19 protein-coding genes are annotated in these 26,027 nt (G+C 39.0%); all 19 read left to right on the forward strand.

Annotated features, from left to right (window positions below):
- Positions 1-24: 24 nt before the first annotated feature.
- The 19 genes from BN3261_RS06185 (at position 25) to BN3261_RS06275 (ending at position 26,026) form a co-directional block, all read left to right on the forward strand.
- The gene (locus BN3261_RS06185; RefSeq protein WP_059085748.1) at positions 25-1,161 is read left to right on the forward strand and encodes a response regulator transcription factor; all 1,137 of its coding nucleotides are present in this window, start codon (positions 25-27) and stop codon (positions 1,159-1,161) included.
- Entirely contained in the window at positions 1,140-2,879 is a 1,740-nt protein-coding gene (locus BN3261_RS06190; protein WP_059085749.1) for a sensor histidine kinase, read from the forward strand. The genes BN3261_RS06185 and BN3261_RS06190 overlap by 22 nt, the downstream gene beginning before the upstream one ends.
- Before the next feature lie 347 nt (positions 2,880-3,226).
- The gene (locus BN3261_RS06195; protein ID WP_059085750.1) at positions 3,227-4,975 is read left to right on the forward strand and encodes a type 2 periplasmic-binding domain-containing protein; all 1,749 of its coding nucleotides are present in this window, start codon (positions 3,227-3,229) and stop codon (positions 4,973-4,975) included.
- Between the two features lie 16 nt (positions 4,976-4,991).
- Positions 4,992-5,906: an ABC transporter permease subunit gene (locus BN3261_RS06200; protein WP_059086883.1), complete on the forward strand. Its 915-nt coding sequence runs from the start codon at positions 4,992-4,994 to the stop codon at positions 5,904-5,906.
- A complete protein-coding gene (locus BN3261_RS06205) occupies positions 5,872-6,831 on the forward strand; it encodes a carbohydrate ABC transporter permease (protein WP_235812347.1) in 960 nt (319 codons plus the stop codon). Before BN3261_RS06200 ends, BN3261_RS06205 begins: the two co-directional genes overlap by 35 nt.
- Positions 6,832-7,001: 170 nt before the next feature.
- Positions 7,002-7,457, forward strand: a complete 456-nt coding sequence (locus BN3261_RS06210) for a hypothetical protein (protein WP_059085752.1) — start codon at positions 7,002-7,004, stop codon at positions 7,455-7,457.
- Positions 7,417-8,718, forward strand: coding sequence for a right-handed parallel beta-helix repeat-containing protein (locus BN3261_RS06215; RefSeq protein ID WP_059085753.1), 1,302 nt, complete (start codon positions 7,417-7,419; stop codon positions 8,716-8,718). The genes BN3261_RS06210 and BN3261_RS06215 overlap by 41 nt, the downstream gene beginning before the upstream one ends.
- Before the next feature lies 1 nt (position 8,719).
- Positions 8,720-10,885 (forward strand): 1,3-beta-galactosyl-N-acetylhexosamine phosphorylase, encoded by a 2,166-nt coding sequence (gene gnpA, locus BN3261_RS06220; protein WP_059085754.1) that lies wholly within the window; start codon positions 8,720-8,722, stop codon positions 10,883-10,885.
- Between the two features lie 45 nt (positions 10,886-10,930).
- The gene (gene nagB, locus BN3261_RS06225; RefSeq protein WP_059085755.1) at positions 10,931-11,656 is read left to right on the forward strand and encodes a glucosamine-6-phosphate deaminase; all 726 of its coding nucleotides are present in this window, start codon (positions 10,931-10,933) and stop codon (positions 11,654-11,656) included.
- Positions 11,657-11,700: 44 nt separating this feature from the next.
- The gene (locus tag BN3261_RS06230; protein ID WP_059085756.1) at positions 11,701-13,941 is read left to right on the forward strand and encodes a glycoside hydrolase family 95 protein; all 2,241 of its coding nucleotides are present in this window, start codon (positions 11,701-11,703) and stop codon (positions 13,939-13,941) included.
- Between the two features lie 748 nt (positions 13,942-14,689).
- A complete protein-coding gene (locus tag BN3261_RS06235; RefSeq protein WP_005423085.1) occupies positions 14,690-15,208 on the forward strand; it encodes an RNA polymerase sigma factor in 519 nt (172 codons plus the stop codon).
- Complete coding sequence (locus tag BN3261_RS06240) at positions 15,208-16,647, forward strand: DUF4179 domain-containing protein (RefSeq protein ID WP_059085757.1); 1,440 nt, start codon at positions 15,208-15,210, stop codon at positions 16,645-16,647. The genes BN3261_RS06235 and BN3261_RS06240 overlap by 1 nt, the downstream gene beginning before the upstream one ends.
- 208 nt (positions 16,648-16,855) lie before the next feature.
- Positions 16,856-18,208: a L,D-transpeptidase family protein gene (locus tag BN3261_RS06245; protein ID WP_227589060.1), complete on the forward strand. Its 1,353-nt coding sequence runs from the start codon at positions 16,856-16,858 to the stop codon at positions 18,206-18,208.
- Between the two features lie 317 nt (positions 18,209-18,525).
- Positions 18,526-19,287: an ATP-binding response regulator gene (locus BN3261_RS06250; protein ID WP_268872681.1), complete on the forward strand. Its 762-nt coding sequence runs from the start codon at positions 18,526-18,528 to the stop codon at positions 19,285-19,287.
- Positions 19,288-19,543: 256 nt separating this feature from the next.
- Positions 19,544-20,095, forward strand: coding sequence for a hypothetical protein (locus BN3261_RS06255; protein ID WP_059085759.1), 552 nt, complete (start codon positions 19,544-19,546; stop codon positions 20,093-20,095).
- A 77-nt stretch (positions 20,096-20,172) separates the two neighbouring features.
- On the forward strand, positions 20,173-22,059 hold the full coding sequence (locus tag BN3261_RS06260; protein WP_059085760.1) for a beta-N-acetylhexosaminidase: 1,887 nt from the start codon (positions 20,173-20,175) through the stop codon (positions 22,057-22,059).
- Positions 22,060-22,358: 299 nt separating this feature from the next.
- Positions 22,359-23,024, forward strand: a complete 666-nt coding sequence (locus BN3261_RS06265; RefSeq protein ID WP_059085761.1) for a response regulator transcription factor — start codon at positions 22,359-22,361, stop codon at positions 23,022-23,024.
- A 281-nt stretch (positions 23,025-23,305) separates the two neighbouring features.
- Positions 23,306-24,442, forward strand: coding sequence for a sensor histidine kinase (locus BN3261_RS06270; protein ID WP_235812348.1), 1,137 nt, complete (start codon positions 23,306-23,308; stop codon positions 24,440-24,442).
- 99 nt (positions 24,443-24,541) lie between these two features.
- Positions 24,542-26,026 (forward strand): DUF6034 family protein, encoded by a 1,485-nt coding sequence (locus tag BN3261_RS06275; protein WP_059085763.1) that lies wholly within the window; start codon positions 24,542-24,544, stop codon positions 26,024-26,026.
- Position 26,027: the final 1 nt, after the last annotated feature.

Here is a 26,027-nt window from a genome sequence, read left to right on the forward strand (position 1 = left end):
TTTAATGTTTTATGGGGGAAGGAAATGTATAAAGTATTATTTGCAGAAGATGAATTATTAGTGCGCTTAGGATTACAGAACTCTATTCCCTGGAGTAAATATCAGATGGAATTATCTGCACTGGCTGAAAACGGAATAGAAGCTTTCCGGTTATTTGAGTCAATTCGTCCTGATGTCTTGATAACGGATCTTCGTATGGAAGGAATGGATGGTGTAGAACTTGTCAAAAGAGTAAGACAGATTGATAAAGATTGTGCCATTGTTGTAGTATCATGTATGAATGATTTCGAAACGTTAAGGAAACTAATTCCTTATAATATTAATGCTTATGTTTTAAAGGCAAGTATCAGTATTGATGAGGTGTGCGATGCATTGCAGAATGTACAGGAATATCTGATCAGAATAGGAAGAAAAACGGATAAAGCGGAAAGTAGCAATGATACGTTAGAGACGCATATTTCAAAGTTCTTATTAGGTAAAATAGCAAACTGTACATGGGAAAAGACTGATTTCATGGAGTATATGCTGTTGTTCAGCCTAAAAGATGAAGATCAGACAAAAATCAATGCATTGGCAATGGAGTTTATATATGAACTTGTAAGACGTCAGTTGCCAAATAAACTGCTGATTCCGTTAAAAGAAAAAGAATTTATTATATTCTATGAACATGAAGAACGAAATATAGATGAGCGAATAAAAAGGATTAACAGTTCCATTGAGGATTTTCTGGGGGTTCGTTTTGTGATCACATATTGTAATAGGAAGGAATCAGAAAGTCTGAAGGACTGGTTTGATCGTGCATATGTACAGCAATTTAATATAGACTATGATGATAACAGCGGAAAAGCATTGATTCAGAAATCAATATCTTATATGGAGGAACATTATCAGGAAAATCTTAGCCTGAAGGATATTTCAAGAATAATAGGCCTATCAGGAAGTTATTTTTCGTATTTGTTCAAACAGCAGACAGGTAAGAATTATATAGAATATCTAAATGAAATCCGGTTGGAAGAGGCAATGAAGGATTTAAAGAACAGTGATGAGAAGATTGTTGTAATCGCTCAAAAACATGGGTTTCAGAATTTAGAATATTTCTCAAGGTACTTTAAAAAGAAGACAGGAGAATCACCGGCTAGATGGAGAAAAACAAATCAGTGAAACGAATGGACTGGAGACAGAAGGTACTTATCTCAATATTAGGAAGTTTTATTGTGATATTAAGTATTTTATTCTATATTACATATCATTACTTTGTTGCAAAAATAGAAACAGGGAATGAAAAGGTAGTACTAATGACATTTGAACAGGCTGAAAAAAATCTGAAAAATGTTTTGAAAAATGCAGAGTTATGCTTGGATAAATATGTGACAAATGATCTGATATGGGATTTTGAGAATAATTATCCGGAAACGGACATTGAAAGTAATGAATTAAAGGTGAAAATAACGGATAGCTTTATTAATGAAATGTCTGTAAACAGGGAAGTTTCTGCACTTGGATTTTTGCGCGGAGATGGATGGGGGATTGTATCGTCTGTATTACGTAAAAACAGGACTGGTAACACTCAAATATCTGGAAATTTGCTGAAGGTACTCAAACAAAGCAAAGATGCATATCCCTATACAACATGGATCCCCAGCTGGGAACTGAACCTAAATAATGAAAGCCCGTTGCGATTGATGAGCCAAAATGCTTCGCTCATAGGTATAAAAGCACTGGGGGAGAGCAGTGAACTGGAAAAGGATGGATATCTTATTGTTGCTGTCAGTGAAAGTGATCTTCAAAGTACATATAGGTCAGTAGCCTTTGATGATAGTACAGCAGTTTTAGTAGACGGAAATAATCAGATAATATCAAATGTCGGGGAAAAGTTACTTGGAGAACAGCTCAAAACAGGTAGCGATACGCAAAATATTGAATATGACCTTGATATTTATAATTGGAAATTATGCGACATGATACCAAAACAGGAATATATGAAGGACGCAAAAGATATCAGAAATTTCGGGGTGCTTATTTGTTTGGCTGCAATACTATCCACTGCATTTGTGTCAATTGTATGGAGTAGAAAATATACCAGACCAATTGAACTGTTGATGAAAAACATGCACCATGTCAGATACCAGGAGTTTGAGATAGATAAGCCTCAAAAGCTTGGCTGGAAGGAGCTTGATCGGCTAAATGAAGAATTGTATTATACAGCGCAAAGCATTAAGGATTATATTGAAAGATTGAAACTGGTGGAAAGGGAAAAAACAAAAGAAGAACTTCTTGCACTTCAATATCAGATGAATCCACATTTTTTATTAAATTCGCTTAATTCCATTCGTTGGATGGCCATGATGACAAATAACAAGATTGTTGCAGACACACTGGTCACACTAGGAAAGATTATTACTCCCATGCTTCGAAATCCCAGTCTCACCTGGAAAATTGAAAATGAGATAGAATTTCTTGATAATTATGTAGCAATGATGCAGCTCAGATTTGGCCATGACATGGAATACAGTATGAACTGCTCAAAAGAGTGGTATGATCTGGTATTTCCGCGACTTATTTTGCAGCCGCTTATTGAGAATTGCTTTGCGCATGGAAGCAGTTCAGAAGAGATACGTACTATAAATGTAATCATAGAATGTAATGAACGCATAGAGGTGAAGGTGATTAATAGCGGAGTATTTTTTGATGAGATTCAGTTAAAAGAAATATATATGAAAATGAAAACTTTTTCTAAGGCATCTGACCATATTGGAATGGCCAATGTTTATAAACGGCTTAATTTGTTATATGGTGACCAGGGCAGTATGAGAGTTGAATCGAACAGGAAACTTGGATTTATTGTTGAGGTTAGTTTTCCTAAAAGCACAAAAATGTAGAAAAAATCTAATGTTCAAAAAGAAAATATATTCAACATTACAACAATATGAAAATAATTGACTTATTTTATGATGCACAATGACGAATAATAAAATGGGTCAAAAACAGTGAAGAAAATGTAAAAAAACGAAAAATCCGTTAAGCATCAAGTAAGAATGAACATTTAATCAAAGCTTTTACCATGTTAAAATAATAGCATCTTAGGCAGATGAGATTTTAAAAACATTTAACTGGCCAGTTAAAAGCAACTATCAAAGTCAAAAAGGAAGACAGCAGGGTACACGGTATGACGGAGATAAATCGTGAACTGTCTAATATAAAATGACAGCTAGGAGGGTAAAAGGTTATGAAATTAAAGAAAATGACAGCAGTTTTAGGTGCAACTGCTCTGGTTGTATCTTGCCTTGGAGGATGTGGTTCAAGCAAGGAGAGTGCATCAACTAGCAAAACTACTGCCAAAAGTTCTGATGATGTAGATATGTCAGAAAAAGTAGATATTTCAATTGGCGGATTGTCACTGTTTGATTCTGCAACGACAACCTGGCCGACTGAAGTGATTAAGGCGGTTGAGGAAAAATTTAATTGCACTATTACGGTAAAACCGTATGATCAGGAAAGCCTGAATCTGGATCTGTCTGGTGGAAATACCACAGATATTGTACAGATTGCAGATGCAAATATTGAAGGTGTCTTAAAAGGAAAGCATGCAGTAAATCTGTTGGATTATAAAAATATTGCGCCAAATATCTTTTCAGACGACATGAATTATAGAAACACAATTATGCAGAACTTTAAGAGTGATGGCGATGATACGCAATACTTCGTTACTCCGCATGTAGTTACAGACAATGCCGAGAAAAATTATGGTTCTGTAATTCCGACAGGCTATGTAGTTCGTTGGGATTTATATAAGCAGATAGGATGCCCAGAAATTAACAACGATGATGATTATATCGAGGCATTAAAAGCGATGAAAGAGATCTATCCAAAAACAGAGGATGGCTTAGAAACCTATGCAATGAGTGCCTATAATGATTCGGATCTTCATACTTATTTCTTCAAAGGATGCCTGGGAGAAGGATATGTAAACCTTGAGGATGGTCTGTATGTCCAAGATGCAAAAACTAATGATTTAGTAGTGGATGTTTATGATAAAGACGAAGATGTAAAAACTCCATTCTGGTCAGGTGTGGAATTCTATAATAAACTTTACAGAGAAGGCCTGCTGGATCCGGATAATTTCATTACCCAGGGTGAAGATCTCACAGAAAAATATACAAAAGGTCAGTATCTTGGTGGAACTGTAAACTGGTTCTATGGAACTTATAATACAAATAACAAGGGAACAGACAAGGAATACATTGCGTTACCATCTAAACTGGGATGGGTCAATGAGCCAAACAAAGCCGGATGGACAGGAAAATATCTGTTTGTGTCCTCTCATTCACCAAATATTGAAAGAGCAGTTATGGTACTTGATTATCTGCAGAGCAGTGAGTTTGCCAGAAGTGCAGAATCTGGTATTGAGGGACGTTGGGAAAAAGGCGATGATGGAAAACCTCATTTAACAGAGGATACAATGAGCATGAAGACTGACAGCAGCCGTACAGATGAATGGAAAGCAAGCGGCATCAGCGATAGTGGTACAGATAATCTTGTTGGATGGGATTACAATGATGTATTACCAGATGGTGGTCTTGTAAATCTTTGGAATGATGAAGACGTCATGAAAGCGAACCTTACCACAGCTGAGCAGGATCTCTGTAAACAGTTTGATATTGATTTACCAAGCGATCTTCTGAAGAAGCGTATCGAGGATGGCACAAGCATGGATCTTAGTGATGCTAATCCAACGATTCGTATGTGCCTTGAGATAACACCGAAAAATATTACTCGTATAGACAGCAACTGTATTGAACTTACTGAAAATGCTCTGCCGGGTCTTGTACAGGCAGAATCCGATGAAGCTTTCCAGTCTGCAAAGGAAGCCTTATTACAGCAGCTTGCAGACGCTGGCGTAGAAGAGTCTATTGAATGGTGGCAGAATGCATGGGAGACTTCAAAGAGTTCAATTGACAAGCTGGAAAGCAAATAAAGAAGGGAGCATGCTTATGAACCGGAAAAGGGCATTGGTGGAAAAAGCACCGAAAGATTATAAATTGCTTTGGATGGCAATGCCATTTATCGTCATAGTCTTTTTGTTTAGCTATGTTCCGATTTTTGGATGGATTTATTCATTTTTTGATTATGTACCTGGAGTAAGTATTTTTGATTGCGATTTTGTTGGCCTGGATTATTTTAAACTGATTTTTAATGATGACAATGTATTACGATCATTGAAAAATACATTTATTTTCGCACTTATTAACATTTGTTTGACACCGTTGCCAATGTTTATGGCTATTTTGCTTAATGAATTAAGAAATGGCCCAATCAAGAAATTTACGCAGACCTTTACAACCCTCCCCAATTTCATCAGCTGGGTCATTATATTTTCCCTCGCTACAGCATTGTTCGCCTCTGATGGAATTGTAACAGGTTTGGCAACAGCATTGGGAATTGGAGATGCTTCCAATTCCCTGCTGGGCTCAAATGAAGCAGTATATTGGTTTCAGTCCTTCCTGTTGCAATGGAAAACATTGGGATGGAACTCCATTATCTATATGGCAGCTATTTCGGGAATTGACCAGGAACAGTATGAAGCAGCAAGGGTAGATGGAGCTGGATATCTTCAATGTGCTCTTCATGTAACATTACCTGCAATGATGGAGACCTTTGTGGTGTTATTCATTTTGAATGTAGGTAACTTCCTTAACACAGGATATGAACAGTATCTTCTGTTTAAGAACTCACTAACAGCACCAAATATCGAGGTTCTCGATCTTTACACTTACAGGATTGGTCTTCAGAATATGGACTATTCTTATGGTGTGGCCATCAGCGTTGTGAAGTCTCTTGTAAGTATCTCGTTGGTTGTGGTAGCAAATCTGGTTGCCAAAAAGATCAGAGGCAAAGCAGTTATCTAAAGGAGAGACAATTATGGGCAAAATGAAAATTAAAACTTCACCATCAAGAAAAGCATTTCTTGTGTTTGATTCTTTGCTGATGATACTGCTTGCACTGGTTTGTATTTATCCGTTTTGGTACGTGTTATGCTATTCATTCAGTGACACAACAGCAGCATCTGTAAATCCTCCTGTGATACTTCCGTCTGGATTTACACTCAGTAACTATAAAGAAATTCTCACACTGAAGGGTTTCTTTCCGGCATTAGGAATGTCTGTGCTGAGAACAGTAGTAGGAACGGGGTTATCCGTATTCTGCTGTTCATTCCTTGCTTATCTTTTCACAAAAGATAAAATGCCGGCAAGAAAGATATTATATCGTTTTGTTGTATTTACCATGTATATTAGTGGTGGTATGATCGCAACATATATTGTAATAAAATCCTATGGATTGTTAAACAATTTCTGGGTATATATTTTACCTACAATGATTTCAGCCTACAATATGATATTGATCAAAACATACATAGAACAGCTTCCTCCAGCACTGGAAGAATCTGCTGCTCTGGATGGGGCCGGATATATAACCTGCTTTTTCAAAATTATACTTCCACTTTGCAAACCAATCATTGCAACAGTTGTAGTCTTTGTTGCTGTAGGCCAGTGGAACTCATGGTTTGATAATCATATTTATACTCGTGCCAATGAATCACTGACAACATTACAGTACTTATTGTATAACTATCTCAATGAGGCACAAAGACTGGCAGAACAGTTAAAGACTGCATCCAGTGGAGCTGATATGACGCAGGCAATGGCGGCTATTTCTCCAAAAGGAATTCGTATGACAATAACTGTCCTGGCTTCCTTACCAATTTTTGCATTATATCCATTTATGCAGAAATATTTCTCAAAAGGTATTATGGTCGGAGCGGTTAAAGGCTGATCATTAAAATCCCTGGCACTCGGATTGTAACGGATGTCAGGGATTTTTATTTTACGAAAGATAAAAAAATACATGGATATTACCAAGTCAGTATTTTTATAGATACTGTAGGAAACGGAACTCCGCAGAACCGGACTCTGCAACAAGGGATAACGGGAGATTACAGAATAATGTTAAATAATTATGATTTTATGAATGATGACGAAATGAACTATATACAGGCCTGCCTGGAATTTGCTGCACAGTTAGGGCAGATTGCTGATGACACTCTGGAAGCAGTAGAACGCAGACGCATATTGGAAAATGAAAAAAGAAAAGAACTTCTTGAAAAAGGAATTACTGTTTATGGTCTGAGTAATTTCTCAGTGCCTGCATATATACAGTATGAGCTGACAAGATTCCGACTGGATTTTGTCGCAGAGAAAGCTTTGATCAAAAGAAGTTATAATTATTCAATGATTACTTCCAAAGACATGGTTTCATTTTGGAATGAGCATCGGGAACTGTTTACCCGTTACCAGGGTGACAGTTTTTCCTATGATGAAGTTGCCATGGTAATAAGGAAACGGATACGGGAGAAGGAATATGAGCAGGAAATTCAAAACATATTACGTAAGCAGCATTAATGGAGATGACTGTAAGAATGGTGAAACACCGGAAACAGCATTTGGATCCCTGGACAGGATTAATAATCTGGAATTAAACCCAGGTGATCGTGTTTTACTGGAAAGAGGATCTGTTTTTGAAAACCAGTACCTGCATATAAAGGGCAAAGGAACCAGATCTGACAGAATTGAAATCGGTACTTATGGAGAAGGAACCATGCCGTGCATTCATTCAAATGGCAGCGGAATATGGTATCAGGATTATGGCACACCTCTGGATTCGCCATCTCATGTATATAAAGGAGAAGTATCATCTGCCTTACTTCTTTATGATGTGGAATATATTTTGGTTCATGATCTGATCATAACAAACTCATCTCCATACACAAACATAGAAGAATATGCGGCACCACACAAAATGGACAGAACCGGCATTGCTGTAGTGGCGAAAAACGGTGGAACACTTCATGACATCACCATACGAGATGTATGGGTTCATGATGTTACAGGAAACGTTTATAACAAGCATATGAACAATGGCGGTATTTATATGACTGCCTTAACACCGGACAATGAAGAAAAAACAGGAGTCGCAAGATATGACGGGATCACTGTAGAGAATTGTACTGTGTGGAGAGTCAGCCGGTGGGGAATTGCTGTGGGATATACTTATCAGCATCAGAAGTTTTCCGGGGTAGAGCTTGATGAAGAAACTTTCAGGAAATACGGACATGAGAATATAATCATACGCAATTGCTATGTCAGCCAGGCAGGAGGAGATGCCATTACTCCTATGTATTCCCTTGAGCCATTGACAGAACATAATATTGCAGATAGCTGTGCAAAAGAGATGAATGATTCTGTGTATCGATATCCGGAAGACAGAATGGGAAAGGTAGCGGCTGCCATATGGCCATGGAAATGTAAAAATGCCCGGTTCTGTTACAATGAAGTTACAGATACCAGACTGAACCAGGATGGTATGGCATATGATGCAGATTCCGGAGATGGTACCTTATATGAGTATAATTCCAGCCGGTCAAATGAGGGCGGTTGCATTATGTTCTGTATGGAGGAAGCTGTTCATAATATCTTCCGTAAAAATATCAGTTATGATGATCTGGGAGGGATTATCAGTCCGGCATGTAATCCGGATGCCCTTGTGACTGAAAATGAATTCTATATGAGACGTGAAGTTCCACTGATAAGGGAAAGTATGCAGGATGGGACAGTTACTTTAAAAAATAATAAAATTACAATAATCAAGGAGGACGGAAAGTAAGATGACTCAGAGAAAAGGCAGAGTAACAATACCAACAGATCTGGATGTGGTTCCACAGACACTGGAAATGTTAGATAAATGGGGAGCTGATGCAATAAGAGACTGCGATGGAACAGAGTTTCCGGAAAAACTCAAAAATACAGGAGCAAAAATTTATGCTACGTATTATACAACCCGAAAAGATAATAAGTGGGCAAAAGAAAATTCAGATGAAATACAGCAGATGTATATTATGACGTCATTCCATACAGCTGTTTCAGATACACTTGAGATACATCTCATGGATCATCTCTATCCGGACATGCTTGCTGTGAACACAAGAGATGACATTCAGAGATGGTGGGAAGTAATTGATCGTACTACCAGTGAAACAGTTGATACAAAATATTGGTCTTATGATGAAAAGAGCGGAAATGTTGTTATACATCCTTCAATTGCATTCCATGAATATACCGTAAGTTTTCTGGCTTATATCATGTGGGATCCTGTACATATGTATAATGCAGTTGTCAATGAATGGAAAGATGTTGAACCACAGATTACTTTTGATGTACGGCAGCCCAAGACAAAAGCACATTCTATGTTGCGGCTCAGAAAATTCCTTGAAAACCATGATTATGTAGATGTCGTAAGATTTACTACATTTTTTCACCAGTTTACCCTGATCTTTGACGAACTGGCAAGAGAAAAATATGTTGACTGGTTTGGTTATTCAGCCTCCGTCAGTCCTTATATCCTGGAACAGTTTGAAAAGGAAGTTGGATATAAATTCCGCCCGGAATTTATCATCGATCAGGGATATATGAATAATACATATCGTATTCCTTCAAAAGAATTTCAGGATTTCCAGGCTTTCCAGAGAAGAGAAGTGGCTAAACTGGCTAAAGAGATGGTTGATATTGTTCATGAGTATGGAAAAGAAGCCATGATGTTTATGGGTGACCACTGGATCGGTATGGAACCATTTATGGATGAATTTGCATCTATTGGATTGGATGCGGTTGTAGGAAGTGTGGGAAATGGAGCAACCCTGCGTTTGTTCAGCGATATCAAGAATGTTAAATATACAGAAGGAAGATTTCTTCCGTATTTCTTTCCAGATACATTCCATGAGGGTGGAGATCCGGTAAAGGAAGCAAAAGTGAACTGGGTAACAGCAAGGAGAGCCATTCTGAGAAGCCCGATTCAGAGAATCGGATATGGCGGATACCTGAAACTTGCTCTGGAATTTCCGGATTTTGTGCAGTATATCCAGGAGGTTTGTGATGAATTCCGTACTTTATATGATAATATTCAGGGAACTACTCCGTATTGTGTGAAACGTGTAGCAGTTCTGAATTGCTGGGGTAAAATGCGTTCCTGGGGAAATCACATGGTACATCATGCGATTTATTACAAGCAGAATTATTCTTATTTTGGAATTATAGAGGCATTAAGTGGTGCACCGTTTGATGTATCCTTTATTAGCTTTGATGATATCCGTGAAAACAGAGAACTGTTGAAAAATTTTGATGTGATCATTAACGTAGGAGATGCAGACACTGCACAGACAGGTGGCGAAAACTGGATTGATGAAACAATCAGTACTGCCATCAGAGAATTTGTCTATAATGGTGGAGGATTTATAGGAGTAGGGGAACCAGCTGCTCATCAGTGGCAGGGTAAATTCTTCCAGTTGGATGATATCCTTGGTGTAGAAGAAGAACGAGGATTCAACTTAAATACTGATAAATATAACTGGGATGAGCATAGAGATCACTTTATCCTTCAGGATACAGAGGGCGATGTTGATTTTGGTGAAGGCAAGAAAAATATTTTTGCATTGCCGGAAACAGAAATTCTGATCCATAAAAATCAGGAAGTACAGATGGCTGTAAAGACCTTTGGAAAAGGACGAGGTGTTTATATCAGTGGTCTTCCATATAGCTTCGAGAATAGCCGTGTACTTTATAGAGCAGTTCTCTGGTCAGCATCTGCTGAGAAGGAACTTTATTGCTGGTATTCTTCAAATTATAATGTTGAGGTTCATGCATATGTTAAAAATAAGAAATACTGTGTTGTGAACAATACTTATGAACCGCAGGATACAACGGTATACATCGGAGATGGAAGCAGTTTTGAACTTCATATGGAACCAAACGAGATTAAATGGTATCAAATTCAGTGATGAATCTGTCTGGCACAGGGTCACCAGACGTTCAGGAGGGTATATATGGTTATTTACAAAGGAAAAGACTATAAGGATGTTAGCAGAAAAGCAGCAAATATTATGTCCGCACAGATTATCATGAATCCTAGATCAGTGCTGGGCTTAGCAACTGGTTCAACACCAGTGGGTATGTATCAACAGTTGATCGAATGGTATAAAAAAGGGGATCTTGATTTTTCAAAAATTACTACTGTAAATTTGGATGAATATAAAGGTTTGTCTCCAGACAATGATCAGAGTTACCGATATTTTATGGATCAAAATTTATTGGACCATATAAATATTGAAAAATCCCATACATATGTTCCGGACGGAATGGATGCAGACAGTGAGCATGCCTGTAAAGAATATGACAAGATAATTTCCATGGTGGGTGGGATTGATATGCAGCTTCTTGGAATTGGAGGAAATGGTCATATTGGATTCAATGAACCTGGAGTAGCATTTGAAAAAGAAACGCATTGTGTAAATCTTACAGAAAGTACTATCAAGGCAAATGCCCGTTTTTTTAAGAGCATAGATGATGTACCGAAGCAGGCGTATACTATGGGAATTAAGAATATCATGTCCGCAAAGAAAATATTATTGATTGCTACCGGTTCATCTAAGGCAAAAGCTATTTATGATTCCCTTTACGGACCGATTACTCCAAATGTACCGGCTTCAATTCTTCAGCTTCATCCCGATGTAACTATAGTTGCAGATGAAGACGCATTACAACTTTTATGAAAATAGTACAGATAACATAATGTTAATATAGGAGGATAACACGAATGGACCATTGGATATTAAGCTACAAAAGCCCGGCAGAAGCCTGGAATGAGGCACTGCCGCTCGGAAACGGAACTCTTGGAGTGATGTCCTATGGCCGTCTGGAAAATGAAACACTTGAACTGAATCTTGATACTTTATGGTCCGGTGACGGCAGTTCAAAGCTGAATAAAAACGGCCATGCTGATCTTGGGCATCTGCGAAAGCTGCTTAAAGACCAGAAGCATCAGGAAGCAGAAGATTATTGTAGGAAACATATCCTGGGTGACTGGACGGACAGTTACCTCCCGGCTGGCAGACTCAATATGAGTCTGCAGATGTCCGGACAGGCACCCGGCGGATATGTACGCCAGCTCTCTTTGAACCATGCGGTGGAAACAGTGGCATCTGCAGGGTATAAAAGGGAGCTGTTTGTGAGCATGGCAGATCCTCTGCTGGCAGTCCATTTCCAGGCAGCCCATAAACAGAAACTTCATCTTGAGATTTCACTGGAAAGTGAGATCAGATATGAGAAAATAAAAAACTGTGAAGATACCGTTTTACTTTCTGGACGGGCACCTTCTTATGTGGCACCGCCATACTATGACTGCCCGGAACCGGTTGTTTATGAGGCCGGAAAAGGAATCCGGTTTACACTGGCTGTAAAGGTTGTTGTACCGCAGGGCAGTGTGAAATGCTGTGATGGTAAGCTCCTGATCGAGGGAGAACAGGACATATTTGTTTATTTTACAGGAAATACAGATTTTGGACGGAATGCAGATACACCACAGCTGGAAAAAGAGTGTATGGAAGTATTGGAAGATCCGGATTATGAACAGCTGAAGAAAAGACATCTGGGAGAATACCATAAATATTTTAACCGTATGGAATTATCACTGAACGACACCAGGGAAAACCGTTTGGCAGAGATGATGTTCCATTATGCCAGATACCTGATGATCTGTTCCTCCAGACCGGGAAGCCAGTGTGCAAACCTCCAGGGAATCTGGAACAACAGGATGCGTGCCCCCTGGAGCAGTAATTATACCGTTAATATCAACACGGAGATGAATTACTGGATGGCTGAGAGATGCAACCTGAGCGAATGTCAGGAACCACTCTTTGACCTGATCTGCCGGACAGCAGAGGATGGACGGGAGACAGCCAGGGAGGTCTATGGACTTTCCGGATGGGTGAGCCACCACAACCTGGATATCTGGGGACATTCCGGACCTGTTGGATATTTCGGGCAGGATGAGGACCCCTGTTCCTATTCTATGTGGCCTATGAGTTCGGGATGGCTCTGCCGGCATCTCTGGGAACATTACTGCTATACAGAAGACCTGGATTTCCTGAAAGACAGAGCATATCCGGTGATCGAGGGAGCCGTAAAGTTCTATCTTGGGTTCCTGTTCCCATATGGGGAATACTATGTTACCGGGCCTTCCACTTCCCCGGAAAACCGTTTCTGTGGAGAAGATGGAAAATCCCACAGTGTGGGAATGGCATCCACCATGGATATCAGCATCCTGAAAGAACTGTTTGGGTACTACCTGAAAATATGTAACATCCTGGGCATAGAGGGAGAGACAGCGGATGTAAAACGGGTACTTTCAAAACTGCCGCCATTTAAGACGGGAAGCTTTGGACAAATCCGGGAATGGTTCCTGGATTATCCGGAAACAGAGATCCATCACCGCCATGTTTCCCATCTGTATGGTCTTTATCCCGGAAACCTGATCACAGAAAAAAACCCGGAGCTTCTGGAAGCCTGCCGGGTGGCTCTGGAAAGGCGCGGGGACGAAGGAACCGGATGGTGTATGGCATGGAAGGCCTGCCTCTGGGCCAGACTCCGGGACGGGGAACATGCACTGGGGCTTTTGAAAAACCAGCTCCGTTATACCAGGGAGGAAAATATTTCCTGTGTGGGAGGCGGCATTTATCCCAATATGCTGTGTGCACACCCACCGTTCCAGATCGATGGGAACTTTGGCTTTGCAGCTGCGGTTGCAGAGATGCTTATCCAGAGCAGGAAAGGGTATATCCTGTTACTTCCGGCACTTCCGGATGAATGGAAAGACGGAAATGTCCGGGGAATGAAGGCACAGGGTGCCATCACAGTTGATTTTGAATGGAGAGATGGCAGGATACACAGGGTTCGCCTCTGTTCTTCCTGTGAGCAGAAAGTAACGCTGGAATGTAATGGAATTTCAAAAACAGTATTTTTAAGACCTGATGGGACAGAGGATATGATTTTTGATTGATCTGTCCTGAGGACCTGAAAATCATAGACAGTGGTAAGTAATGGGGTACAATAAAATACAGCCAATCGATTTTGCCAGAAACTATTGATATTTCTTAGGGTATCGCATATAATATAGTTAAACTAAAAGGTTTCGTGTAGCGGCACGTAAAAGCTGTACTGTGCCCGGGCAGGGTAATTACTGGGACTATTTGATACTCGGAAGGGTATTACGCCCACACCAGGGAGATACGGTGAGTCCGCGCCGGGGACTTAATGATACCGGCGACATTTTAGACGTTCGGAAGGATGTCGCGGCTGACAGCCAGCATAAAACCGCTTTTTAAGATTATGGGCACTGGATAACAAAAAGTTGTCCGGTGCTGTTTTTATATTATAGTGATGATTGGGAAAAGATAGATGGGAAAACAACAGGATAGAGAGAAAATCGTACAGGAGATTAAAATAGCTGCCGATCTGTATAGGAAGCATTTAGTGTGGCGATTCAATTAATCTATCCTGAGGGCCTGGAAATTATAGACAGCCGTATCATGTAAAAACACATGGTATGGCTGTTTTTCTACCCTAATAGGACCTGATGATCATAAAAATTCTGAACGATTTCGGGGATGTTTTTATCTGAGATAATTTTTTTAAAAATATTTGCAACCTTTTTAGGGATTCGCACGTCTAATAAGTAGAAGCACATAAATGAAGCTTCTATAGTATACTACGGATGACTAGTCTGAGATAGGAGAGCCGGAACTACAATGAATGAGGTTTTGATACGAAAAGCGAAGAAAGGCGACAAAGATGCTTTCTGCCGACTTATGGATGAGAATGTACAGAGTATGTATAAGATTGCGGCAGCATATCTGAAAAATGATGAAGATGTTGCGGATGCAATACAGGATACGATTCTTTCCTGTTATGAAAATCTGAAAAGTCTGAAACAGAACAGATATTTTAAAACTTGGATGATTCGAATCTTGATCAACAAGTGTAAGGACATGATACAGAAGAAAAAGCTGGTTACTTATACGGATCAGATGCCGGAAACACCTTTTCACGAAGAAGAATATGCGGCAATGGAATGGGCACAAGTATTAGAAACATTGGATAGCAAATATCGTTTGGTTGTTCTTTTGTACTATATGGAAGGATTTAGTGTCCGGGAGATCAGTGACGCTCTGGATATGAAGGAAAGCACTGTGAAATCTCGTCTTCATCGTGGTAGAAAACAGATTGCAGAGATGTATGGATATAAGGTTAAGGAGGGACGTGTTTAATGATGACTTTAAATAATAATGAGAAAGACTTCCAGGAAAAACTTCAAAAGGATACAGAAATGCCGGCAATCGTGCATGAACGTATCAATCAGGCATATCGATTGATTGAAAATAATGCTGTGTTACAGAAAAAAGCACCAAAGGATCCATATCACTGGATGAAAATTGGAGGCAGGGTAGCAGGAGGTATGGCAGCGGTACTGGCAGTCGGATTTATATTCTGTGCAACCAATCCAGTAATGGCAAAGAATATTCCGGTTGTAGGAGGGCTTTTTGAAATCTTGCAGGATAATGTAAGTTTCTTTGGTGATTTTTCGGATTATGCAACAACCTTGGAATCCGTTGATGGAACAACGGCAGATGGCAGTGAAGCAGATGGGGACAAGACAGGTAATGCCACTAGTGAGAATGCTTACATTAAAACAGCAGATGGGCTGACAATTACATGTTCTGAGGTATATGCCAACAGCCAGGCAGTCTATATAACTATGCAGTTTAAGAGTGATAAGCCATTTCCAGAAACGTCAACCAGGGCGGAAAGTGGAACACCGGTCATTGATCTGGATATGACTGGAGGTGTGGACTTTGATTCAGAAGCTAGTCGGGTGATCGACGGTCATGTGGAAGGACAGTTTCTGGATGACAACACCTATGCATGCATTTTCCGTTATGATCTTGCTCAGGCGGCAAAAGACTATACGGAATATAATGAGAAATACAATGAAATGACACAGCAGGTAATGGATGAGATGGGAATAACTCAGGCGGACTTAGATGATCAGACGGATGAAGGTTATGCACTGCTGGAAGAGTTTATCAATAAAGTATCTGAGCGTGGTGGAGCATATCAGAAATATATTAAAGATATTGAGATTCCGGATACTTTTAATCTGCATCTGGATATCTCGAAGGTAAGAGGGCTGGAAGCAGACTATGAGTGGTCAGAAGCGGATGATGAAAACTATGGAAGGGATGCCGGCTACTACAAATATGAAGGTGACTGGAGTTTCGATATCCCGGTTACAGTAGATGATTCCCGGACAGAAGTATTGGAACTGAATGATACAAACGATGCTGGTATCGGACTCAAATCCGTAATTCGTTCTCCGTATGAACTGACGGTAAATGAACTTTATAAGGAAGGATCCAACAGTGACTGCTTCATGGTAGCTCTTGATGCCAACGGAAACACACTTCCATATAATGAGTCTACTGGAAACTGTAATAACTTCGTAATTCAGGACAGGGATATTTCGACAGTAGATATTTATTTCCTGGATTATATCCAGTATATGGATGAACTGAAGGGGCAGCAGAATTTTAATAATCCGACAAAAGAGGATGGACAGAAATGGAAAAAACTTTTAGAGGAGAATGCGAAATATCATAAGACATTACATTTTGATAATGACAGTGAGACAGTGCAAAAAACTAAGTGATTCAAAGAAAGATAAGTAGGATATGAGACAAAAAGAAGTGATAGGGCAGTCAATGAGAACCACAAAATCGGCAAGACCAGGTTCAGTTGTGTATGTGCCGATGGATAAATCGGAATTCAGATCTATTATATTTTCAGAAAAGAAGAAAAATAAAATTAAGAAAATTGTAATATTGATTATATTGATGATTTTTGTTATAGGCTGTTGTATGTATGCAGGTATATCTTATTATTACTCATATCACTTCTTTTATGGGACGACCATCAATGGGATTGACAGTTCAAATAAGACAGCATATGAGGTTGAGCAGGAGATTGCTGGGAAAAAGGATAACTATACTATTCAGGTAAGGGCAAGAATGCAGGACCCGCAGGCCATTACAGGAAAAGACATTGATTATAAATACGTATCCAGCGGTGCGGTTCTCCAGCTGCTGAAAACTCAGAAATCATGGGAATGGATCGGCAGTCTTTTTGAAACAAAAAACTATATGGTTCAAGAAGAGACTTTTTTCAGCCGGGAGAAACTGGAAGAACAGGTAAATTCATTAAATTGTGCGAAAAAAGAGAATCAGATAGCACCGGAAAATGCGTATGTAAGTTTTGTTAACTCAGAATTCACTATTGTGCCAGAAACGGAAGGCAACGAATTAAATACCAAAGAAGCTTATCAGATGATATGCAGGGCAATCGATAACGATGCGGCAGAGGTAAATCTGGAAAGTGATCCAAAGGCTTATAAGAAAGCAGATGTGACGAAAGAAAGTTCAGAACTTCAGAATATGGTAAATACATATAAGAACCTGACAAAAGCAAATATCACATATACATTTGGAGACGAAACGGTAACACTCGATGGGAATACCATCAAAAACTGGCTGCAGTTTGACGAGAAAGGGCAGCTGCTCCAGAATGATGAAGCCTTCCGGCAGCACGTAGTGGATTATGTGGCACAGCTTGCAGCAGATCATGATACAGTTGGCACTGAAAGACAATTTCAGACCACGAGCGGAAGGACTGTGTATGTATATGGTTCTGCCTATGGGTGGAAGATTGATCAGGACAAGGAAGTAGCACAGCTCATGCAGGAAATTCAGTCAGGAACCCAGACAACCAGGGAACCGGTGTATTCTATGAGGGCAAATGCACACGGGATCAATGATCTCGGAGATACATATATAGAGGTAGATCTTACAGAGCAGTATATGTGGTATTATCAGAATGGAAATATTATTTTCCAATCAGAAATCGTATCCGGACTGCCAAGCGATCCGGATAGAAAAACACCCCCTGGAATATTCACATTGAATTCAAAGAGCAGTCCGTCCGTGCTGCGAGGTGAAATGACAGCAAATGGAACCTATTCTTATGAACAGCCGGTAACGTACTGGATGCCATTCAATGGAGGAATTGGCTTTCATGATGCAGACTGGCAGCCGTACTTTGGTGGTGACAGATATCTTACAGGTGGTTCTCATGGATGTATCAATCTTCCACCAGAAAATGCCGGACAGCTTTATAGTCTTATTCAGTATGATGTCCCGATAATCTGTTTTTACTAATTCTATAGTCAAGATGTACAGGACAGGAGCTAAGTTGTAATGCAGCTGGCTCCTGTTTTCATTGTCAACAGTATCAGATTGGCACATGATCACCCGCTCGGTAATCCAGAACAAAGCAGACTTGATGTGGAAGTGGCAGAGTGATTGGTAAAAGCTAGCAATCTCTTCCTTTCACAAAGAGTGAAGAAGAGAAGGCACATTAATGGGATTGACGTATCAATACTGGAACCATATAATGGGTACAAAGAAAAATTTATTTATGGAAATAAACACATTGACAGAGCATGCAAAAGTGCTGTGATTAAAGTTTAAAAAGAATCCTTATGAATATCATAAGTAATGCTGTCAAATACAATAAAGAAAAAGGAGTAATACTGCTTAGCTATTATGAAACACAGGTGGATGACAGGCATATACTGTTTGAGTTTCACTGCAAGGATACCGGAGTTGGAATGAGTAAAGAATTTCAGAACCATATTTTTGAACCATTTACTCAGGAAACAGGCGGTGCAAGATCTGTTTATGGAGGAACAGGTCTTGGTATGCCAATTACAAAAAAACTAATAGAGAAAATGGGCGGTACGATTAAATTTGAAAGCGAGAAAAATGTAGGAACCACATTCATGGTACAGCTCCCATTCCTTATTTCTGCTGATATGAAGCAGGCAGAAAGCCAGGAAGACGATGTATCAATTGAAGGCATGAGAATCCTTTTGGCCGAAGACAATGAATTGAACATGGAAATTGCAGAATTCCTTCTGACAAATGCAGGAGCAGAAATTATAAGGGCTTCAAACGGTAAGGAGGCTGTTGAAGCATTTGCAAAATCAGGTGTTGGTGAGGTCAATGTAATTCTGATGGATATTATGATGCCAGTTATGGATGGCCTGGAAGCTACCAGAGAAATACGTACAATGAACAGAAGTGATGCATCTGCTGTTGTGATTATAGCTATGACCGCCAATGCTTTTACAGAAGATAAGACTAAAGCACTGAAGTCTGGAATGGACGATTATCTTACCAAACCACTGGAGTCAGAAAAACTGATTCGTGCCTTAAGTAGATATAAACACAATTAACAGTAACGTTCTTATTAGCCTGATTCAGCCATAGAAACAGGGTGTGGTACGAAATATTATGCGTAAATTTATAAAATGGAACAGTAATTCAGACAAAGAGGGGCATATCAATTGGACAATGATATGCCCCTCTGCCGATGTTTGTTAACTGATGCATTTTGTTTATATATTCCCTTATTTTGTACATGGACTCTTTTATATGGAAGGTGTATAGTGAATGAAAACTATATGATAAAAATTATGGAGGCATAAGATCATGGCTGACTTGGTAAATTTTGTTACGCTATTGAATGGAAAATTTGATAATAAGGATCAATTTGAAAAAATAAGTAAGACAAATCCACAGTATCCATATGCAAAGCATATCAATACAATATGTAATTCCAAAATTGCAAATCTCCCAAATGGTTTCGAAGGCGTATTTATGATTGAAGAGAGCTATTATTCTGTACAGGGAACTACCCGCTCTTCTTCACATTTGTTTCTTTTCATGGAAGAAAGCAATTCAATAAAGCTTATTTCTTATGAGATACCGGAAGGATATGATAAAAAGAATTTTACTTACAAAATCTTCAAAGGTGCCGACTATGATCAGCTAAAGTGTTCTGCAAAATTTACTCCTGCATTTTTCAGAAAATCAGGTGATACATGGGAAGGCGGAAGTGTAAGTATGTTTTCACCCGTATTGAAATTTTCTCTGCATGAAAAGTTCACTGAAAATCAATTGGAAGTATCAGAGTCCATGGAAGTAAATGGGAAAAGAACTTTTGGTTATGATGAGCCGATTATTTACAAACGAATAAAATAGAACATTGACAGGGGATGCTCTGCTAAAAAGATTGATTTATTAAGAAGAGCAGAATTCCTAAAGAAAGAGGAATACGTATGAACATTGTTTTTTCATCTGATAAGAAAGAATATAATACTATTAAAAAAGGTACTGAAATACTGCTGGCTGAAAATGACGGTTTCAACCAAAACATAGAATTGTTTGTTAAATTTCAGGACAGACCAGAAATATTGATCAATAAAAGAAAAAACCAGATTCATATCATCTGTCGGGAAATATCTCATTATTACCGCGCACTTAATTATGCCATACATCATATGGAAGAAGATGAATTTCAATATCAAGAGCATGTCTGTTTTGAAAGAAACGGTCTTATGCTGGATTGTTCCAGAAATGCTGTATTTACAGTTGAAAAGGTGAAATTCCTGATCAAGACACTGGCAAAACTTGGAATGAATGTACTCATGCTTTATACAGAAGATACCTATGAAGTAGAAGGGCAGCCTTATTTTGGAGCTTATCGCGGAAAATACACCAAGGACGAAATAAAAGAGCTGGATGCTTACGCTTCCATGTTTGGGGTAGAGCTTGTTCCGTGTATTCAGACCCTGGCTCATCTGCACAATGTGCTGAAGTGGCCGGGAATGGATAAGATTCGTGATTCTGCGGATATTCTCCAGCCTGAAAAAGAGGAAACTTATCAGTTTATTGAAAAGCTGCTCAGCTCAGTAAAAGAGAATTTTTCTACCAACAGGGTACATCTTGGAATGGATGAGGCTGTCATGCTGGGACTTGGAAATTATCTAAAAGAAAATGGATATAAAAAAGGGTCACTGATAATCAGGGAACATTGTAACAGGGTCGTAGATATTTGCAGAAAATTAGAATTAAAGCCTATGATATGGAGTGACATGTACATTACAGCAAATTCTACAGGCGGATACTATGATCTGCCCGAAAACACGGACTGCTCCAAATGGGAAAAACCGAAAAAAGATCTAGGATTAGTATATTGGGACTATTATCATGATGATACCAGAACCTATGAAAAAATGCTGGATATCCATGCGCAGCTTTCGGATAACGTTATTTTTGCAGGAGGATCTTGGATTTGGAACGGAATTTCCCCCAATTATTCTAAGACCTATGCGTGTACCAAAGCAGCTCTTTTTACTTGTAAAAAATACAATATAAAAGAGGTTCTCTGTACAGCATGGATGGATAATGGTGCAGAAACCCCGGTGGATGCTTTGCTTCCGGGACTTGTACTTTTTGCACACCTTGATTTTCACAGAGACTATGACGAAACAATCCTTAAGCAGGAGTTCAGGAACTGCACAGGCGGAAAATTTGATGATTTTATGGCACTTGACAATTTTGATTCCTTATTCTTAAATACGAAAGAGAATAAAGAGGCTCAAAATCCTTCAAAATATCTGTTATACCAGGATCCAATGTTAGGCATTTTTGATTATCATGTGAAAGAATCAGGTGTCAATACAAAATCTTACTACCAAAACATACAGAAATGTATGAAGGAATGTGCAAAAAAAACAGGAAAATATCAGCTTTTATTCTCATTTTATGAAAAACTGGCGGCGGTATTAGCTGATAAAGCCGATTTGGGCATGTGTATAAAATCAGCATATGACAGATCGGACAGAGCAGCGTTGAAAGATATCAGTCAGAATGTTATTCCTGGAATCATCTGCAATCTGACAGATATGAAATCATCAAGAGAAAAAATCTGGATGAACGATGCAAAGCCATTTGGTTATGAGATTCTGGATATAAAAATTGGTGGCGTAATTACAAGACTTAAAAGTACAGGATACCGGATTGACAATTATCTGAATGGAAATGTGCTTCGTCTGGAAGAGCTGGAAGAAGAAAGACTTCCCTATTTTACCAAAGGAATGGACAAGCGGGAGAACTTATGGAATCGCATCATCAGTGGATGTGATTTGAATGACACGATCTGATAAAGGTAAATGAAGGGAATCAGGCTACGTATGAAAATTCTAGTGATTTTAATAATTTTTGTATTTGCATTGTCTCTCTTTCGAATGATTCCGGAATGGAGTAAAAATAATAATAAATGTTCTCACCAGCGTTATAAACGATCAGAAAATAACGGTTTATACAGGAAATCAAAACTATTCTCACAGAATGGTTTTGGTTTCCTTTTTTGCTGTTACAAATCAGTTACAACTGCATTATAGAATTTAATGTATAATTAACCTGTGAAAAGATAGTTATAAAAACATGTGAGGTAATAATTATGAAGGCAAGAATTCTTGTGATAGAAGACGAAATGTCAATCAATGACCTGCTATGTATGAATTTGGAGATTGCAGGGTATGAAACAGTGGGATATCTGGATGGAAATGAGGCATATGAAGCAATTATTCAAGATCATGCGTTTCAGTGTGCACTTGTAGATATCATGCTTCCCGGAAGAGACGGATATAGCCTGTTACCGAAACTGAAGCAGTATGAAATCCCCGTAATATTTCTTACCGCAAAGGGAGATATCGCGAGCAAGATAAAGGGATTAAAAGACGGTGCAGAAGATTATATTGTAAAACCATTTGAAATGCTGGAAGTAATGGTCCGTCTTGAAAAGGTACTGGAACGTAATGGCACTGTACAAGAACAGATTCAAATTGGTGATGTTATCATTGATACGTCTAGTCGTACTGTTACAAAAATGGGCATGGAAATCTATTTAAAGCCAATGGAATATAACTGCCTCATGGTGTTCGCCAAAAATCCGAATAAAGCACTGACCAGGAATCAGATTCTGCAGGAACTGTGGAATGAAGAGTTCTGCGGAGAAACAAGAACTGTGGATGCACATGTGGGTCGTATCAGGAAAAAGCTTGGCTGGCAGGATAAGATTAAAACAATTCCCAGAATCGGTTACAGACTTGAGGTGGATTTATGAAACTCTTAATAAAGATCTTTTCTCAGACTACATGTATCATTCTGTTGGTATCGTCAGGGATTTTTCTCTATACCACTTATTGTTGGAAAAATCAGAGTATACAGAATATCAACAGTTATGAAAGCAGTATATTCAGAACAAATATCTTACAGTTTGAAAATAAAACAAGCCTTTCTGACAATCAGAAACAGAATGCCGACAACGAAATGCGCCCCCAAATAGTTACTTATGCTTTTCGGCAGGTTTTTCATGACAGCGCGGTTTTATATCTTGATGGAAAAATGACCTATAATGGAACTGTTTATGAATTCGATGTAAAAAAGTTAAGAGAATTATGTGCAAGTAAGGCAAACATGGTGGCTCATGGCAGCAACAGTGACGGTCATGGCCCTATGATCAGTCAGATAAATGGAAGGACACTTTTGTTATTTTACTATGGCAATGTAAATATGGGATATCAGATTGTTACTTATAAAGATATAACAGATGTAATAGAAAAAAGTCATCTGCTGTTTTTTCAGACGGGTGTATTTACTTTATCTTTGATCGTGGTGATGGGAATTATCCTTTATTTGAGCCTTCGAAAAATCACAGCACCGCTTACAAGCCTAAGAGAAGCTACGCTTCTTGTTTCTGAAGGTATTTATGATTTTAAAGTACCGTCAGAGGGAAATACAGAACTTGCGCAGGTAGGTGCAACCTTTAATTTTATGACAGGTAAAATAAAAGAACAAATTGAAAGTCTTTCTAACATAAACCGGACACAAAAACAGCTTATTGGAAGTCTGGCTCATGAGCTGAAAACCCCAATGACTGCAATCATAGGTTATGCAGATACATTGCTTACTGTGCGCCTAACCCCGGAAAGGCAGGAGAAGGCTCTGATTTATATTGAAAATGAATGTCGCAGGCTGTCAAGACTTTCTATGAAAATGCTGGAATTAACCGGACTCTACGAAGCTTCGGAAGACTCATTCAATCCAGCTGAAATACAGGTGGATAATTTCCTGAAAGAAGTAAAAGAACTCATTGATTGCAGGCTTCAAGAAAAAAACATCTCTCTTGATGTATTTTGTGAACCAAAAGAATTGGTAAAGAAGTTTGATCAGGACTTAATGATAAGTGTAGTGACAAATCTAATTGATAATGCAGTCAAAGCTTCCAGGAAAGAATCTAAAATTGTGCTTGAGGCAACCCCAGACCATCTGATGGTTCAGGATTTTGGAAAGGGAATACCGAAAGAGGATCTGGAAATGGTGACGGAACCATTTTATATGGTAGACAAATCTCGTTCCAGGGCAAAAGGAAGTGTAGGACTCGGTCTTTCTTTATGTCAGAAAATTATAGAACTGCACGATTTCCAACTGAAGATTGAAAGCAATCCGGGAAAAGGAACTACCGTCTCTGTTTTCTGGTAATCACACTAACGTTTACATATCAGTTACAAATCGCGAAAGATTTGGTGTAATGCTCGATGATATACTTATAACAACCTTAGAAAGGAGATATTACCAGAAATGAGAAAAAACATAAAAAAGTTTGCAGGAATAGTGCTTTGTATTGGAATGTTTACAGGATGCGCACAGACCCCGGATTCTTCTTTGGTAAAGCCGAAGGGGAGCAAGGCTGTAGATGCTTATACGGAAGCGGATGATGTTAGCGGTTCTAAAGGAGAAGTATCTGAAAGCAAGAACGATGACGGTTCAGAGTCAAAGACAACCATCAGGAATCTCATTGATGCTCCTCAAAATTATAAAAGCCATGTGGAAGATGACAGTGCCAAGCTCGTGGTAAATACAGATGCAAGCGTAGAAATTCCGGAAGTGGAAAAGATATCTGCTATTTCTGTCACCGCGGCAGAAGTTACCCAGGAGCTTCTCGACCGTATTACAAACGCATTCTTCTCAGAGGCAAAACTTTATACCATGGATAGTTATTACGTGAAGACAAAGGATGAAATTAAAAAAACTCTGGATGAACTAAAAGAAGACGTTGCAAACGGAAACCTGGACCCGTATAACTATGGAACAGATGATGATGGGAATTATGTCTATGATATCTATGAAGATATTGAGACATGGGAACAGGAATACGAAACTGCTCCGGAAAAGAAAACCCTGACAGAGGCAAAACCTGTTGCCGGAAATTTTTTCGATTGTATTGCACAAATGCCAGACGATTCACAATACTATTATAAAATATCTTCCGATGGCTCCGATACCTTGTCAGTCAAGATCAAGAAAGCAGCAAACAAGGGCGGGGAAAAAATACCGGAGGATGCAATGTGGTGTGATTACGGATATTCTGAAGAGGAAGAAAAACCCACAGAAGAATCTATCGGGCTGTCCCTGGATGAAGCAAAAAAACTTGTAAAGGAAAAAGTTGAAAAAATGGGCATCACAGATTTACAGTTTTCTAACTGGAATTACGCGGTGTGCAAAAGTTTTGAAGGCGATAATAGTTCAGGTAATTTTGGAAATGGATATAGAATTGATTATGCACGTACCATAAATGGTGTGCCGGTAACTCAGACAATTGCAGACGGTGGGGCATTGGAAGATATGGACAGCACAATGGAAACATGGTCTTATGAAAGTCTCTGTTTCTATGTCGATAAAGATGGCATAGAAAGCATGACTTATTCAAATCCCTACACAATTGGTAAAATAAAGACAGAGAATTTAAATCTTCTTTCATTCAGCGAGGTTATGAAAATTTATGAAAAAATGATGGTGGTAACAAACGCTGATAATATGCAATATGAAAATTCCAGGGTCTATAATATTGATCGGATCGTTCTTGGTTATGCCAGAATATATGAGCCGTCTACTGACGCACACACAGGTATTTTGATCCCCGTCTGGGATTTTTTCGGCAGCATGACTTCAGAAAGTGAATATAACGGAGAAACAGAATCAAATACCAGTAAAGATCCGAATGAAAGTTTCCTTACCATTAATGCCGTGGATGGCAGTATTATAAACCGGAATCTGGGTTACTGAC

The sequence above is a fragment of the Blautia massiliensis (ex Durand et al. 2017) genome (genome assembly GCF_001487165.1).
In the GTDB taxonomy this organism is placed as follows: Bacteria; Bacillota; Clostridia; order Lachnospirales; family Lachnospiraceae; genus Blautia_A; species Blautia_A fusiformis.

Bases quoted from the DNA above. Each gene is read 5' to 3' on its own strand.
- BN3261_RS06230 (WP_059085756.1), top strand. From the start codon at position 11,701: ATGGACCATTGGATATTAAGCTACAAAAGCCCGGCAGAAGCCTGGAAT.
- BN3261_RS06235 (WP_005423085.1), top strand. From the start codon at position 14,690: ATGAATGAGGTTTTGATACGAAAAGCGAAGAAAGGCGACAAAGATGCT.
- BN3261_RS06215 (WP_059085753.1), top strand. From the start codon at position 7,417: ATGAGCAGGAAATTCAAAACATATTACGTAAGCAGCATTAATGGAGAT.
- BN3261_RS06190 (WP_059085749.1), top strand. From the start codon at position 1,140: ATGGAGAAAAACAAATCAGTGAAACGAATGGACTGGAGACAGAAGGTA.
- BN3261_RS06195 (WP_059085750.1), top strand. From the start codon at position 3,227: ATGAAATTAAAGAAAATGACAGCAGTTTTAGGTGCAACTGCTCTGGTT.
- BN3261_RS06185 (WP_059085748.1), top strand. From the start codon at position 25: ATGTATAAAGTATTATTTGCAGAAGATGAATTATTAGTGCGCTTAGGA.
- BN3261_RS06245 (WP_227589060.1), top strand. From the start codon at position 16,856: ATGTATGCAGGTATATCTTATTATTACTCATATCACTTCTTTTATGGG.
- gnpA (WP_059085754.1), top strand. From the start codon at position 8,720: ATGACTCAGAGAAAAGGCAGAGTAACAATACCAACAGATCTGGATGTG.
- BN3261_RS06270 (WP_235812348.1), top strand. From the start codon at position 23,306: ATGACCTATAATGGAACTGTTTATGAATTCGATGTAAAAAAGTTAAGA.
- nagB (WP_059085755.1), top strand. From the start codon at position 10,931: ATGGTTATTTACAAAGGAAAAGACTATAAGGATGTTAGCAGAAAAGCA.
- BN3261_RS06265 (WP_059085761.1), top strand. From the start codon at position 22,359: ATGAAGGCAAGAATTCTTGTGATAGAAGACGAAATGTCAATCAATGAC.
- BN3261_RS06275 (WP_059085763.1), top strand. From the start codon at position 24,542: ATGAGAAAAAACATAAAAAAGTTTGCAGGAATAGTGCTTTGTATTGGA.
- BN3261_RS06260 (WP_059085760.1), top strand. From the start codon at position 20,173: ATGAACATTGTTTTTTCATCTGATAAGAAAGAATATAATACTATTAAA.
- BN3261_RS06240 (WP_059085757.1), top strand. From the start codon at position 15,208: ATGATGACTTTAAATAATAATGAGAAAGACTTCCAGGAAAAACTTCAA.
- BN3261_RS06255 (WP_059085759.1), top strand. From the start codon at position 19,544: ATGGCTGACTTGGTAAATTTTGTTACGCTATTGAATGGAAAATTTGAT.
- BN3261_RS06200 (WP_059086883.1), top strand. From the start codon at position 4,992: ATGAACCGGAAAAGGGCATTGGTGGAAAAAGCACCGAAAGATTATAAA.
- BN3261_RS06210 (WP_059085752.1), top strand. From the start codon at position 7,002: ATGTTAAATAATTATGATTTTATGAATGATGACGAAATGAACTATATA.